We start from the raw sequence: 12,351 nt of genomic DNA, 5'->3' as shown, positions 1-12,351 counted from the left end.
GCGCGCTGATCACGCTCCCACGCTTGCCACCCATCGTGATTGGACGTTCGACCAAAAAAAATGGGCCGGTATGCACCCGCCCATTCGGTCGTGACCCAGCTATTCTAACACCCCATGCTCCGAAATGCATCATCCCCGGCTTGGGGCCCGTTCACCCCGGCGCCGCCGCGGTGCGCCCAAGCCGCTACAATGCGGGCTTCGACGTCGGAGCGTAGCGCAGTCTGGTAGCGCATCTGCTTTGGGAGCAGAGGGTCGAAGGTTCGAATCCTTTCGCTCCGACCAATGCATTCACACCCCTGCCGTCCGTAGCTCAGCGGGATAGAGCAACGGCCTTCTAAGCCGTGGGTCGGGGGTTCGAGCCCCTCCGGACGGGCCAGCGCAACAGCTCTATTTCACGACATGACCGTCACCATCAAAGATGCCGCCGGCATCGAAGGCATGCGACTCGCCGGACGGCTGGCCGCAGAGGTGCTCGACTATTTGACCCCGTACGTTCGCCCCGGCATCACCACCAACGAGCTCGATCGGCTGGCACACGACTACATCGTGAACGTGCAGCAGGCCGTGCCCGCGCCGCTGAACTACGCTCCCAACGGCTACCAGCCATACCCCAAGAGCATTTGCACGTCGGTCAACCACGTGGTCTGTCACGGCATCCCCAACGACAAGCCGCTCAAAAAAGGCGACATCGTCAATATCGACGTGACCGTCATCAAGAACGGCTGGCACGGCGACACGAGTCGCATGTTCCTCGTCGGCGAGGTTGCGCCCCACGCAAGGCGGTTGTGCCAGGTCACGTATGAAGCGATGTGGAAGGGCATCCAAATGGTGCGCCCGGGCGTGCGGTTGGGTGACATCGGCCACGCGATCCAGACTTATGCCGAAAGCGCTGGCTATAGCGTGGTGCGCGAATTCTGCGGCCACGGCATCGGCCGCCGCTTTCACGAAGACCCCCAGGTGCTGCATTACGGCCGTCCCGGCACTGGCATGGAGCTGCAGCCGGGTATGACTTTCACCATCGAGCCGATGATCAACCAGGGCCGCCGCGACATCCGCGAAATGGGCGATGGCTGGACCATCGTCACGCGCGACCGGTCGCTGTCGGCGCAGTGGGAGCACACCGTGCTGTGCACGGAGAACGGCTACGAGGTGCTCACCCAATCGGCTGGCACCCCTGCCCCGCCGGCGTTCGTCACGGCCGTACAGTCCGCCCCGGCCTGAGCGTGGGCTGGCCCCGGTCTTGCTTGTCACTGGGCCATGACCGACACCGTTGCACCCCTGCCTGAGGCGCCGTTGGCGGCGCTGCGCCAGCACTACCGCACGCAAAAGGCGGCCATTCTGCAGGCCATCGAGTCGCTGGACGTGCGCTCACGCGGGGTGCGCAGCCTGCTGCGGCGCCTCAGCCGCCTGACTGACGACACCTTGCGCCGTTTGTGGACCGGCGCCGGCCTACCCCACGCGCTGACGCTGGTGGCGGTCGGGGGATATGGACGCGGCGAGTTGTTTCCGTACTCCGACGTGGACGTGCTCGTGCTGTTGCCCGACCACACCAGCACCGACGCCCCGCCCCCCTGGCAGAGCGCGGTCGAGCGCTTCATCGGACAGTGCTGGGACGTGGGCTTGGAGATCGGTTCCAGCGTGCGCACGGTGGCCGACTGCCTGCGCGAGGCATCCAACGACATTTCGGTGCAGACCGCGCTGCTGGAAAGCCGCTGGCTGGCTGGCGATCGGCGCCAGTTCGAAGCCCTCGGACGCGCGTTGGGTGAACAGATCGATGCGCTGACATTCTGCCGTGCCAAGCAGTTCGAGATGCAACAGCGCCACCAGCGCTACGAAAACACCCCGTATGCCCTAGAGCCCAATTGCAAGGAGTCGCCCGGTGGGATGCGCGATCTGCAGGTCATTCTGTGGGTGGCCAAAGCGGCGGGGCTGGGCAGCACGTGGGACGAGCTGGCGCGCCGCGGCCTGGCCACCGCCCGCGAGGCGCGCCAGCTCAAGGCCAACGAGGCACTCTTGAGCCTGATCCGCGCCCGCTTGCACGTGTTGGCGCGTCGACGCGAGGATCGGCTGGTCTTTGATTTGCAGACCGCGCTGGCGCAGGCCTTTGGTATCGAGGCGCAGCTGGGCGCCGAGGGGAGCCGCGAGCAGTCGGCACGCCATGCCCGCCGCGCCAGTGAGCGCTTCATGCGGCGCTACTATTGGGCGGCCAAGGCGGTGACGCAGCTCAATCAGATTTTGCTGCTCAACATTCAGGAGCGGCTCGAGCGCGATGAGCACGGCGTCGGCCCCCTGCGCCCCATCAACGAGCGCTTTCTGGACCGGGGTGGCATGCTGGAGGTGGCCAGCGACGACCTCTACTGGCACCAACCGCACGCCATTTTGGAAACCTTTTTGCTCTACCAGCAGACCCCCGGCATCAAGGGGCTATCGGCGCGTACGCTGCGCGCGCTCTATAACGCCCGCCCCATCATGAACGCGGCATTTCGGCGCGATCCGGTCAATCGCCAGACCTTTCTGCGCATCCTGCAGCAGCCCCAGGGCATCACTCATGCCTTTCGGCTCATGAACCAGACCTCCGTCCTGGGGCGCTACCTGTGGCCGTTTCGCAACGCGGTCGGGCAGATGCAGCACGACCTGTTCCACGTCTACACGGTCGACCAGCACATCCTGATGGTGCTGCGCAACATGCGGCGCTTCTTCATGCCAGAGCATGCGCACGAATACCCGTTTTGCTCGCAGCTCGCCGCCGGCTGGGACAAGCCGTGGATCCTGTACGTGGCCGCGCTGTTTCACGACATCGGCAAGGGCCGCGGCGGCGACCACTCGGTCATCGGCGCGCGCGACGTGATGGTGTTTGCCCGCCAGCACGGGATCGCGCGCGAGGACGCCGAGCTGATTCGCTTTTTGGTCGCGCAGCACCTGACCATGAGCCACGTGGCACAACGGGAGGACACCAGCGATCCCGAGGTGATTCGCGCCTTCGCCCGCCTGGTTGGGGACGAGCGGCGACTGACCGGGCTGTATCTGCTGACCGTGGCCGACATCCGCGGCACCAGCCCCAAGGTGTGGAACGGCTGGAAGGCCAAGTTGCTGGAAGACCTGTACCGCGTCACGCTGCGGGTGCTGGGCGGCGGTGCCCCCGACCCCCATGCCGAGGTGGAGGCGCGCAAGCGTGAAGCCTTGGCCGCGCTCGCCCTGCATGCCCTACCCCATCAGGCGCACCTGGCCCTGTGGTCGCGGCTGGACGTGGGCTACTTCATGCGGCACAGTGCCGACGAAATCGCTTGGCACACCCGCCACCTGTCGCGCGCACTGGCGCAGACCAGTAGCACCTTCCCGCCAACCATCGTGCGCGCGCGCCTCTCACCTGCGGGCGAAGGGCTGCAGGTGCTGGTGTACTGCGCCGACCAGCCCGAGCTGTTCGCGCGCATCTGTGGCTATTTCGACCAAGCGGGCTTCTCGATTCTGGACGCCAAGATCCACACCACTGCCGACGGCTGTGCGCTCGACACCTTCCAGGTCGCCACCGAAACCTTGTCCGAACACTACCGCGAGTTGGTCGCACTGGTGGAAAGCGGCTTGCCGCGCGCGCTCGATCCCGCGGCCCCATTGCCGACGCCAGGGCGCGGCCGCGTCTCGCGGCGGGTGCGCAGTTTTCCGGTCGTGCCCCGGGTGCAGTTACAGCCCGACGAACGCGGGCAGCGCTGGCTGCTGAGCGTGTCCGCCAGCGACCGCAAGGGTCTGCTCTACCGCATCGCAGGGGTGTTCATGCGGCACCGGGTTCAGGTGCAGCTGGCCAAGGTCACGACACTGGGCGAGCGGGTCGAGGACACCTTCGTCATCACGGGGCCGACGCTGCATGTCGCGCGCGAGCAAGCCCAGCTCACCCAGGACTTGATGGCGGTACTGGACGACGCAGCGGGTTCCGCCGTATAGTGCACGGACGACAGCTCAAGGAGGCACCATGCGACACGACACCCTCTCGGCAGCGCGGGCGGTATGCGGGGTGCTAGGGCTTGCTCTGGCGGCGGCTACCGGCGTACGGGCCGACGTGCCCACCATTTTTCGGGACGCCGACCTCGCGCAGGGCGAGAAGCTGATCCAGCAGCACCGTTGCGCCCAATGCCATGCGGAAAAGGTTGGCGGCGACGGCAGCGCGATCTACCGGCCGCTGGGGCGCATCAACACCCCGGGCCTGCTACGCGGTATGGTCGAGCAGTGCAACAGCATACTCAACCTGCAGCTGTGGCCCGAGGAAGTGACGGCGGTGGCCGCCGTCCTCAACCGCGACCACTACCGTTTCAAGCAGGACTGATGCCAGCTCCGGGCGCGGGCGTCGACTTGGGCGCCTCGCCCAACAGCGCGAGCAACCCCGCCTCGTCGAGCACGGGCACGCCCAGTTCTCGGGCACGCTCGAGCTTGCTGCCCGCGGCCTCACCGGCGACCACCCAGTCGGTCTTGCGGCTGACCGATCCCACCACCTTCCCCCCCGCGGCTTCGATGCGGGCCTTGGCTTCGTCGCGTGTGAGCGTGGGCAGCGTGCCGGTCAGCACAAACGTCTTGCCCGCCAGCGGCAGCGGTGTGGCGGCCGGTGTGACCTCGTGCTCGGGCCAGTGGACGCCGCAGGCGCGCAACTGCTCGACCACTTCGCGGTTGTGCGGCTGCGCAAAAAAGGTGTGGATGCTGCGCGCCACCACGGGCCCGACGTCGGGCACCGCCTGCAGCTCGTCTACCGACGCATCCATGATCGCGTCGAGCCGACCGAAGTGGCGCGCCAGGTCGCGCGCCGTGCTCTCGCCCACGTGCCGAATGCCCAGCGCGAACAGAAAACGCGCCAGCGTCGTGGACTTGGACGCTTCGATCGCCGCGAGCAGGTTGGCCGCCGACTTTTCTCCCATGCGATCGAGCGCTGCCAGCGCGTTCAAGCCCAGCCGGTACAGATCGGCCACGTTGCGCACCAGGTTCGCATCCACCAGTTGATCGACCAGTTTTTCGCCCAGGCCCTCGATGTCCATGGCGCGCCGCTGCGCAAAATGCAGGATGGCCTGTTTGCGCTGGGCGGGACAGAACAGCCCGCCGCTGCAGCGGTGATCCACTTCGCCCGGCTCACGCACCACGGCGCTGCCGCAGACGGGGCAGGCAGTGGGCATCTCGAACGGCGCGCCCCGCGGCTCCGGCAACGGGGGCGCCACCGCCACCACCTCGGGGATGACGTCGCCGGCGCGTCGCACGATCACGGTGTCGCCCACGCGCACGTCTTTGCGTCGCACCTCGTCGGCATTGTGCAACGTGGCGTTGGTGACGGTGACGCCGCCGACGAACACCGGCTCGAGCTTGGCCACCGGCGTGAGCTTGCCCGTGCGCCCGACCTGCACGTCGATGGCCAACACGCGCGTGAGTTGTTCCTGGGCCGGGTATTTGTGCGCGATCGCCCAGCGCGGCTCGCGGGTAACGAAGCCCAGCCGTTGTTGCCAGTCGAGCCGATCGACCTTGTAGACCACGCCGTCGATGTCGAACGGCAAGGCATCACGCTGGCCCCCGATGTCACGGTAGTAGTCGGCCAGCGCTTGACCGCCCGCACAGCGGCGCGCCAAGTCGGATACCGGAAATCCCCAGTCCCGCAACGCGCACAAGACGTCCCAGTGGCGGCGAAAGTCGGGGCCACCGTGCGTCGGCGGGCTCACCTCTCCCAGGCCATAGGCAAAAAAACTCAAGGGGCGTGATGCCGTCACGGTGGGATCGAGCTGGCGCACTGCGCCCGCGGCCGCGTTGCGGGGATTGACGAAGGTCTTTTCGCCGCGCTCACGCTGACGGGCATTGAGGGCCTCGAACGCATCGCGGCGCATGTAGACCTCGCCTCGCACCTCCAGGCGGGGCACTGGCACTCCCGCCCCCCGCAGCCGCAGGGGTATCTGCCCGATGGTGCGGATGTTTTGTGTCACGTCCTCGCCGGTCTCACCGTCACCGCGCGTGGCGGCCCGCACCAGCACGCCGTGCTCGTACAGCAGCCCAATGGCCAGGCCGTCGAACTTGGGTTCGGCCACGTACTCGACCGGTGGGTCGTCAGGCCCCAATCCGAGGTCTTTGCGGATGCGCGCATCGAATGCCAGCGCAGCGGCCGGGTCGGTATCGGTTTCGGTCCGGATGCTGAGCATCGGCACTGCGTGCCGCACGGTGGTAAACCCCTCCAGCGGTGGCGCGCCGACGCGCTGGGTGGGCGAGTCGGGTGTCACCCAATCCGGGTGGCGGGCCTCGATCGCCTGCAGTTCGGCCAACAGGCGGTCGTACTCGGCGTCCGGAATTTCGGGGTCGTCCAGCACGTAGTAGCGCCACGCGTGGTGGTGCAGCAGGCGGCGCAGCGCCTGCACACGCTGCCATTCGGGGTCATCCGAAGGGTGGGTCGCGCCCTCGGCGCTCGCGGAAGTGAACAGATCGGATGGCACAGGAGCAGTGAAAAGCGGGATGGCGGACACGGACCCGATTATCGGCGCCGAAAGCGGCTCAGGTCGGCAGCAATCGGGTCGTGTACAGGCGCGTGGGGTCGAGTGAATCGTAATCCATGCCCTGGGGTTGCGCGTACAGCACCCGCAGTACCTGCTGCACGGCCTGTGGCTCCAGCGTACCGTCGGGTGAAAACGCCCCCCGCGTGTGCATCAAAATGGACAAAAAAAGGCTCGGATCACCCGCAAAGCCGCCCAGGTCGGCGTGGCGCGCCAGATCCGACGGCCCCGCGGTCTGCAGCCAGCGCAACGCACGCCGCACCGCACGGGCGACGGACTGCAGCTCGGCGCCGTGGCGGCGCACCTGCGGCTCGGGTGCGCTCAGGCAGGCGCACAAGACCGGGCCACCGAGCAAGCGCTGACTGTCCGACGGGTGGCGGGTGTCGGCCACCAGACGGATGGCGCCCTGGCGTTGCAGCTGGGTCAGCATCGGGTCGCCCAAGCAGACGGCGTCGATGGTGCCCGATGCCAGCAGCGTTTGTGTATGCGCCACGTCGCCCAGCGTCGGATACTGCACCTGCCCCGGCGCGACCCCCTGTCCCTGCAGCACCAGGGCGGCGATCGCAGGTGCCATCCGGTCACCCGCCAGCACGCCAACCCGCACGGGCGCCGCGGCGAGCCCTTGACCCTGCGCGGGTGCCGGATGGCGCCAACCAAACCCAAGCTGTGGCGTACGGACCAGCGCCAGAAATGCCTGCTCGGGCTGCCCATGCAGCTGTTGGCGCAACACGAAGTCGAAGGCACCGGCGTGAACCCGGACCGCGTCGGGGTCGAGTGCAGCCGCTGAGGCCGAGCCGTGCGGCGCCAGCGCAACGGCCACCCCCTCGGCGGCGAAGTAACCAAGCCGCTCGGCCAGCCGCACCGGCAGGGCCGCCAGTGGTGTGTGCAGCGCCCACTGCACCGACACCGGGGCTGCTGCCCCGGCCCGCACACGTGGCGGCAGCGTCGTGGTGACGACCGCCCCCCCCAGCACACGCAAACAACCCCGCCTGTCCATGTCGCCGCCCCGGCTGATGCCGCCCGCTCGCGCGGGCGACGATGTCCGTACAGGATAAGACGCGGCATCGGGGCCGCGCATCGGGATCTGCCCCGACAGGGTCATCCCGGAGCGGGTATTCCCGCACCCGCCGGGAGGCGTCAGCGCCGGTCTGCCAGCGCGTGCGCGATCGTACCGAGGTCGACATACTCCAGTTCGCTGCCCACGGGTACGCCGCGGGCCAGCCGGGTCACTTTCAGGCCCAGAGCGCGCGCCAGTTGTCCCACCACGTGGGCGGTGGCCTCTCCCTCGGCGGTAAAGCTGGTGGCCAGAATCACTTCTTGCACCGGTGGCGTACTCTGCAAGCGCTCCAGCAGCGGCCGCACGCCGATGTGGTCAGGACCAATGCCGTCGAGCGGGCTGAGCCGCCCCATCAGGACGAAATAGCGCCCGCGGTAGGCGCCGGTGCGCTCGAGCGCCGCCTGGTCGGCCGGCGTTTCGACGACGCACAACAGCCCCGCATCGCGTGTGGGGTCGGCGCAGGTCGGGCAAATCGCCTCTTCCGAAAACGTGTGGCACAGCGCGCAGTGCTGGACGCCTTCGGCCGCAGCCTGCAGCGCGTGCGCGAGCTGCAGCGCGCCGTCGCGGTCGTGCTGCAACAAGTGGTATGCCATGCGCGAGGCCGAGCGCACGCCCACGCCCGGCAGCCGCTGCAGGGCTGCGATGAGCTGCTCGAGCCGCCGCGACGCGGACTTGCCCATGGGCAGCGGTCGCGTCCGCTCAGAACGGGAACTTCATGCCACCGGGCAAACCGGGCATGCCAGCGGTCACCTGGGCCATGCGTTCTTGGGTCGTCTCCTCGACCTTGCGCACCGCCGCATTGAACGCGGCGGCCACCAGGTCTTCGAGCATTTCCTTGTCATCGCTCAACAGGCTGGGGTCGATGGTGACGCGCTTGACGTCGTGCTTGCCGGTCATCACGACCTTGACCAGTCCTGCGCCAGATTCGCCGGTGACCTCCATCGTCGCCAGTTCTTCCTGGGCGCGCTTGAGATTTTCCTGCATGGCCTGGGCCTGCTTCATCAGGCCGGCGAGCTGTCCTTTGTTGAACATGGGTCAGTGCTTTCTCTCGAAGGGGGTCGATGGGTTCAGACGGCGGGGTCGCCGTCGACGGGCTGGATGCTACCAGGGACGATGGTCGCCCCCCAGTCGCGCATCAAAGACTGCACGAGCGGATCGCCCTGAATGGCGGCCTCGGCCGCTTGCTGGCGTGCCTGGCGCGCAGCGGCACGCCGCTGCGCGGGCGAGTCGGGCGCGGGGCCCACCTCCACCGCCAGTTGCCATCCCTCGGGCAGCCCCAGGTATTGGGCCAGCGCCACACGCAGGCGCTCGCGCGGCGTGTCTTGTGCCAGTGTGCCCTGGGGCACGCGCAAGCGCCAAGCGTGCGCCTGCCGATCCACCAACTCGGACTGCAGCGCCAGCTCCCGCGCCAGCGCCTGCACGTGCCCGCCCGCCACCAGCGCGAGCACGATGCGTTCCCACTCGTCCCCCAGCGGCGGCGAGTCGACGGCGGGGCCGACCAACGTTTGCGCGACCGCGGCGGCCGGCTCAAGGGCGGGGGGCGGCGCTGGCGGTGTTTTTTTTTCCGCCGGTGCCTCGAGCGCCACGGAGGCGACCACCGACGGGGGCGGCTCACCCATGAACGCCAACGCGCGCAGCAGCACCATGGTCAGCGCGGCGTACTCGTCTGGCGCCAACCCCAACTCCGCACGCCCATGCAGGCACAGGCTGTAGAGCAGTTGCGTGACATCGGCCGGCAAGGCAGCCGCCAGTGCCGGCAGGCGTGCGTCGTCGGCGTCGTCGACGGCGGCCTCCCCCGTCCACTGCAGCACCGCCAAGCGTTGCAGGATGGCCGTCATCTCCTCCAGCGTCGCCGCGGGGGGCAGCCCCTGTACACGCAGGTCGTCGACGGCGGCCACCAGCGCGCGTGCATCGCGCGCTGAGAGCGCGTGCAACAGGCCGAGGACGTAACCATGATCCACCGCCCCCAACATCTGGCGCACGTCCGCCTCGGCCAGACGCCCGGCACCGAAGGCGATGGCTTGATCGGTCAGGCTCAGCGCGTCGCGCATCGAGCCTCGCGCCGCGCGCGCGAGCAGCCGCACCGCGCCCGGCTCCGCCGCGATCGCCTCGCGCGCGAGCACCTGCTGCAAATGCTGGGCCACCGTCTCCGGCGCCATCGGCCGCAGGTTGAACTGCAAGCAGCGGCTCAACACCGTCACCGGCACTTTTTGCGGGTCGGTGGTGGCGAGCACGAACTTCAGATACTCCGGCGGCTCCTCCAGCGTCTTCAACATGGCGTTGAAGGCGGTGTTGGTGAGCATGTGCACTTCGTCGATCATGAAGACCTTGAAGCGCCCCTGCACCGGTTTGTAGACGGCCTGCTCCAGCAGGGCCTGCACTTCGTCGACGCCGCGGTTGGATGCCGCGTCGAGCTCGGTGTAATCGACGAAGCGGCCCGCGTCGATCTCGCGGCAGGCATCGCAGACGCCACACGGCGTGTCGGTGATGTCACCCCTTCCGTCCGGCCCCGTGCAGTTGAGCGACTTGGCCAAGATGCGCGAGACCGTCGTCTTGCCCACGCCACGCGTGCCCGTGAACAGGTACGCATGGTGCAGCCGCCGTGCGCGCAGCGCGTTGCCCAGCGCCTGCACCACGTGTTCCTGCCCCACCATTTCGGCAAAGGTTTTGGGGCGATATTTGCGGGCCAGCACCAAATACGACATGCGGGCATTCTATCCGTCGCATACAATGGCGGGTGACGGGCCTTCCCGCATGGTGAAGCGGCCAACCGGGTCAGGTGGGGAACCAAGCAGCCCTAACCGCGTAGCCAGTGCCGGGGTCAAGGCTCGTCACCTCTCACATTCGACACGAACACGACGACCCGAGGCCCATCCACCATGGCGAGCGACCTGATCAAACACGTGACCGATGCCACTTTCGACGCCGACGTCCTGAAGTCGACGACGCCGGTATTGGTGGATTTCTGGGCCGAGTGGTGCGGCCCCTGTCGCATGATCGCGCCCATCCTGGACGAGATCGCGGCCGCTTACGCTGGCAAACTGCAAGTGGCCAAGGTCAACGTGGATGAAAATCGCACGGTACCCGCGCAGTATGGTATTCGCGGCATTCCCACGTTGATGCTGTTCAAGGACGGCCAACTCGCCGCCACCAAGGTGGGCGCGCTGAGCAAACAGCAGCTCACCGCCTTCATCGAGCCGTACCTGGCCTGATAGCGCCGCACAGCCAACCGCGGGCGCCTCTGTGCGGCTGCCCGGGGTGTTTGGTGTCATAATCCGTGTCAAAGGCAGCGCCCCACGTGCTGCCGGCCCCGGTTGGTAGCCAACCAGCCGTGCGGGCACCGATTGCGCCGGTATGGTTCCGGCCGTTGTTGGTTTTCCCCAATGTCGTCTTGGCGCGTGCGCATCCACTGCCACGCAGCCACCAAGCACACTCCCTTGTCTGGAGTCGATTTCCATGCACTTGAATGAACTGAAGGCCCTGCACGTCTCGGAGCTGCTCAAGATGGCCGAGGCGCTCGAGATCGAGAATACCGGCCGCATGCGCAAGCAGGAGCTGATGTTTGCGATCATCAAGAAGCGCGCCAAGGCAGGCGAGCAGGTGTTCGCGGACGGTGTGCTGGAGGTGCTGCCCGACGGCTTCGGTTTCTTGCGGGATCCGACGGCCAGCTACACCGCCAGCACCGACGATATCTACATCTCGCCCAGTCAGATCCGGCGCTTCAACCTGCACACCGGCGACATGGTCGAGGGGGACGTGCGCATCCCCAAGGACGGCGAGCGCTATTTCGCGCTCAACAAGCTCGACAAGATCAACGGCTTGCCGCCCGAGCAGAACAAGCACAAGATCATGTTCGAGAACCTCACGCCGCTCTTTCCCAAAGAGCACATGAAGCTCGAGCGTGAGGGCATCAAGAGCGAGGAAAACATCACCGGCCGCATCATCGACATCATCGCCCCAATCGGCAAAGGCCAGCGCGCGCTGATCGTGGCGCCGCCCAAGAGCGGCAAAACCGTCATGATGCAGCACATCGCGCACGCCATCACCAGCAACTATCCCGAGGTGACGCTGATGGTGCTGCTGGTCGACGAGCGCCCGGAGGAAGTGACCGAGATGCAGCGCACCGTGCGCGGCGAGGTCATCGCCTCCACCTTCGACGAGCCGGCCGCACGCCACGTGCACGTGGCCGAGATGGTCATCGAGCGCGCCAAGCGCCTGGTCGAGCTGAAAAAGGACGTGGTCATCCTGCTCGACTCCATCACGCGGCTGGCGCGTGCCTACAACAACGTGCTGCCGTCGTCGGGCAAGGTACTCACCGGCGGCGTGGACGCCAACGCGCTGCAGCGACCCAAGCGATTCTTTGGTGCCGCACGCAACGTGGAAGAAGGCGGCAGCCTCACCATCATCGCCACCGCACTGGTGGACACCGGCAGCCGCATGGACGAGGTGATCTTCGAGGAATTCAAAGGCACCGGCAACTGCGAAATCCACCTCGACCGGCGCCTGTACGAAAAGCGCGTCTTCCCCTCGATCCAGCTCAGCCGCAGCGGCACCCGCCGCGAGGAGCTGCTGCTGCCGCCCGAGATTCTGCAAAAGACCCGCATCCTGCGCCAGTTCTTCTACAACATGGACGAAATCGAGGCGATGGAGATGGTGCTCAAGAGCATGAAGCAGACCAAGAATAACCAGGAGTTCTTCGAGCTCATGCGGCGCGGCGGCTGAGGTACCGCGGTCGATTCGACAAGGTATAATGGCAAGCTTTGCAGCAAGTGCTGCCTGGATGGGCCGGGCCGT

The 12,351-nt window shown here is 67.1% G+C and carries 10 protein-coding genes, 2 tRNA genes and 1 other RNA gene; 8 read left to right on the top strand and 5 right to left on the bottom strand.

Features of this window, described 5'->3' with window-relative positions:
* The first annotated feature begins 205 nt into the window (after positions 1 to 205).
* From ACPP3B_RS11915 to ACPP3B_RS11895, 5 genes are all read left to right on the top strand, one after another.
* A tRNA-Pro gene (locus tag ACPP3B_RS11915) sits at positions 206 to 282 on the top strand.
* A gap of 17 nt (positions 283 to 299) precedes the next feature.
* Positions 300 to 376, top strand: a tRNA-Arg gene (locus tag ACPP3B_RS11910).
* Between the two features lie 23 nt (positions 377 to 399).
* The gene (map, locus tag ACPP3B_RS11905; protein ID WP_424859118.1) at positions 400 to 1,221 is read left to right on the top strand and encodes a type I methionyl aminopeptidase; all 822 of its coding nucleotides are present in this window, start codon (positions 400 to 402) and stop codon (positions 1,219 to 1,221) included.
* Positions 1,222 to 1,257: 36 nt separating this feature from the next.
* On the top strand, positions 1,258 to 3,936 hold the full coding sequence (locus ACPP3B_RS11900) for a [protein-PII] uridylyltransferase (RefSeq protein WP_424859117.1): 2,679 nt from the start codon (positions 1,258 to 1,260) through the stop codon (positions 3,934 to 3,936).
* A gap of 28 nt (positions 3,937 to 3,964) precedes the next feature.
* Positions 3,965 to 4,315 carry a hypothetical protein gene (locus ACPP3B_RS11895; RefSeq protein ID WP_424859116.1) on the top strand — a complete coding sequence of 117 codons (351 nt, stop codon included), beginning with the start codon at positions 3,965 to 3,967 and terminating at the stop codon, positions 4,313 to 4,315.
* On the opposite strand, the gene ligA is transcribed toward ACPP3B_RS11895, so the two are convergent.
* Genes ligA through dnaX form a run of 5 tightly spaced genes read right to left on the bottom strand, consistent with a single transcriptional unit; the run spans position 4,302 to position 10,262 of the window.
* Entirely contained in the window at positions 4,302 to 6,473 is a 2,172-nt protein-coding gene (gene ligA, locus ACPP3B_RS11890) for an NAD-dependent DNA ligase LigA (RefSeq protein ID WP_424859115.1), read from the bottom strand. The two genes, ACPP3B_RS11895 and ligA, sit on opposite strands and share 14 nt — an antisense overlap.
* A 28-nt stretch (positions 6,474 to 6,501) precedes the next feature.
* Positions 6,502 to 7,602, bottom strand: a complete 1,101-nt coding sequence (locus tag ACPP3B_RS11885) for a hypothetical protein (RefSeq protein ID WP_424859114.1) — start codon at positions 7,600 to 7,602, stop codon at positions 6,502 to 6,504.
* A gap of 35 nt (positions 7,603 to 7,637) precedes the next feature.
* A complete protein-coding gene (gene recR / locus ACPP3B_RS11880; protein WP_299022784.1) occupies positions 7,638 to 8,237 on the bottom strand; it encodes a recombination mediator RecR in 600 nt (199 codons plus the stop codon).
* A gap of 19 nt (positions 8,238 to 8,256) precedes the next feature.
* The gene (locus ACPP3B_RS11875) at positions 8,257 to 8,589 is read right to left on the bottom strand and encodes a YbaB/EbfC family nucleoid-associated protein (protein WP_299022782.1); all 333 of its coding nucleotides are present in this window, start codon (positions 8,587 to 8,589) and stop codon (positions 8,257 to 8,259) included.
* A 35-nt stretch (positions 8,590 to 8,624) separates the two neighbouring features.
* A complete protein-coding gene (gene dnaX, locus ACPP3B_RS11870) occupies positions 8,625 to 10,262 on the bottom strand; it encodes a DNA polymerase III subunit gamma/tau (protein ID WP_424859113.1) in 1,638 nt (545 codons plus the stop codon).
* 34 nt (positions 10,263 to 10,296) lie between these two features.
* Here dnaX and ffs point away from each other — a divergent pair.
* The 3 genes from ffs (at position 10,297) to rho (ending at position 12,279) form a co-directional block, all read left to right on the top strand.
* An RNA gene (gene ffs, locus ACPP3B_RS11865) (signal recognition particle sRNA small type) lies at positions 10,297 to 10,393 on the top strand.
* 43 nt (positions 10,394 to 10,436) lie between these two features.
* Positions 10,437 to 10,769 (top strand): thioredoxin TrxA, encoded by a 333-nt coding sequence (gene trxA, locus ACPP3B_RS11860; protein ID WP_299022777.1) that lies wholly within the window; start codon positions 10,437 to 10,439, stop codon positions 10,767 to 10,769.
* Between the two features lie 244 nt (positions 10,770 to 11,013).
* Positions 11,014 to 12,279 carry a transcription termination factor Rho gene (rho, locus tag ACPP3B_RS11855; protein WP_424859112.1) on the top strand — a complete coding sequence of 422 codons (1,266 nt, stop codon included), beginning with the start codon at positions 11,014 to 11,016 and terminating at the stop codon, positions 12,277 to 12,279.
* Positions 12,280 to 12,351: the final 72 nt, after the last annotated feature.

It is taken from the genome of Tepidimonas sp. HKU77 (genome assembly GCF_049728535.1).
In the GTDB taxonomy this organism is placed as follows: domain Bacteria; phylum Pseudomonadota; class Gammaproteobacteria; order Burkholderiales; family Burkholderiaceae_C; genus Tepidimonas.
The sequence above is the reverse complement of the archived record's forward strand: the minus strand, read 5'-3'. Positions and strand labels throughout refer to the sequence as shown.

What these genes read in the sequence shown, in the direction of transcription:
- map (WP_424859118.1), top strand. Translation starts at nt 400, where the DNA reads ATGACCGTCACCATCAAAGATGCCGCCGGCATCGAAGGCATGCGACTC.
- ACPP3B_RS11900 (WP_424859117.1), top strand. Translation starts at nt 1,258, where the DNA reads ATGACCGACACCGTTGCACCCCTGCCTGAGGCGCCGTTGGCGGCGCTG.
- ACPP3B_RS11895 (WP_424859116.1), top strand. Translation starts at nt 3,965, where the DNA reads ATGCGACACGACACCCTCTCGGCAGCGCGGGCGGTATGCGGGGTGCTA.
- ACPP3B_RS11885 (WP_424859114.1), bottom strand. Translation starts at nt 7,602, where the DNA reads ATGACCCTGTCGGGGCAGATCCCGATGCGCGGCCCCGATGCCGCGTCT.
- recR (WP_299022784.1), bottom strand. Translation starts at nt 8,237, where the DNA reads ATGGGCAAGTCCGCGTCGCGGCGGCTCGAGCAGCTCATCGCAGCCCTG.
- ACPP3B_RS11875 (WP_299022782.1), bottom strand. Translation starts at nt 8,589, where the DNA reads ATGTTCAACAAAGGACAGCTCGCCGGCCTGATGAAGCAGGCCCAGGCC.
- dnaX (WP_424859113.1), bottom strand. Translation starts at nt 10,262, where the DNA reads ATGTCGTATTTGGTGCTGGCCCGCAAATATCGCCCCAAAACCTTTGCC.
- trxA (WP_299022777.1), top strand. Translation starts at nt 10,437, where the DNA reads ATGGCGAGCGACCTGATCAAACACGTGACCGATGCCACTTTCGACGCC.
- rho (WP_424859112.1), top strand. Translation starts at nt 11,014, where the DNA reads ATGCACTTGAATGAACTGAAGGCCCTGCACGTCTCGGAGCTGCTCAAG.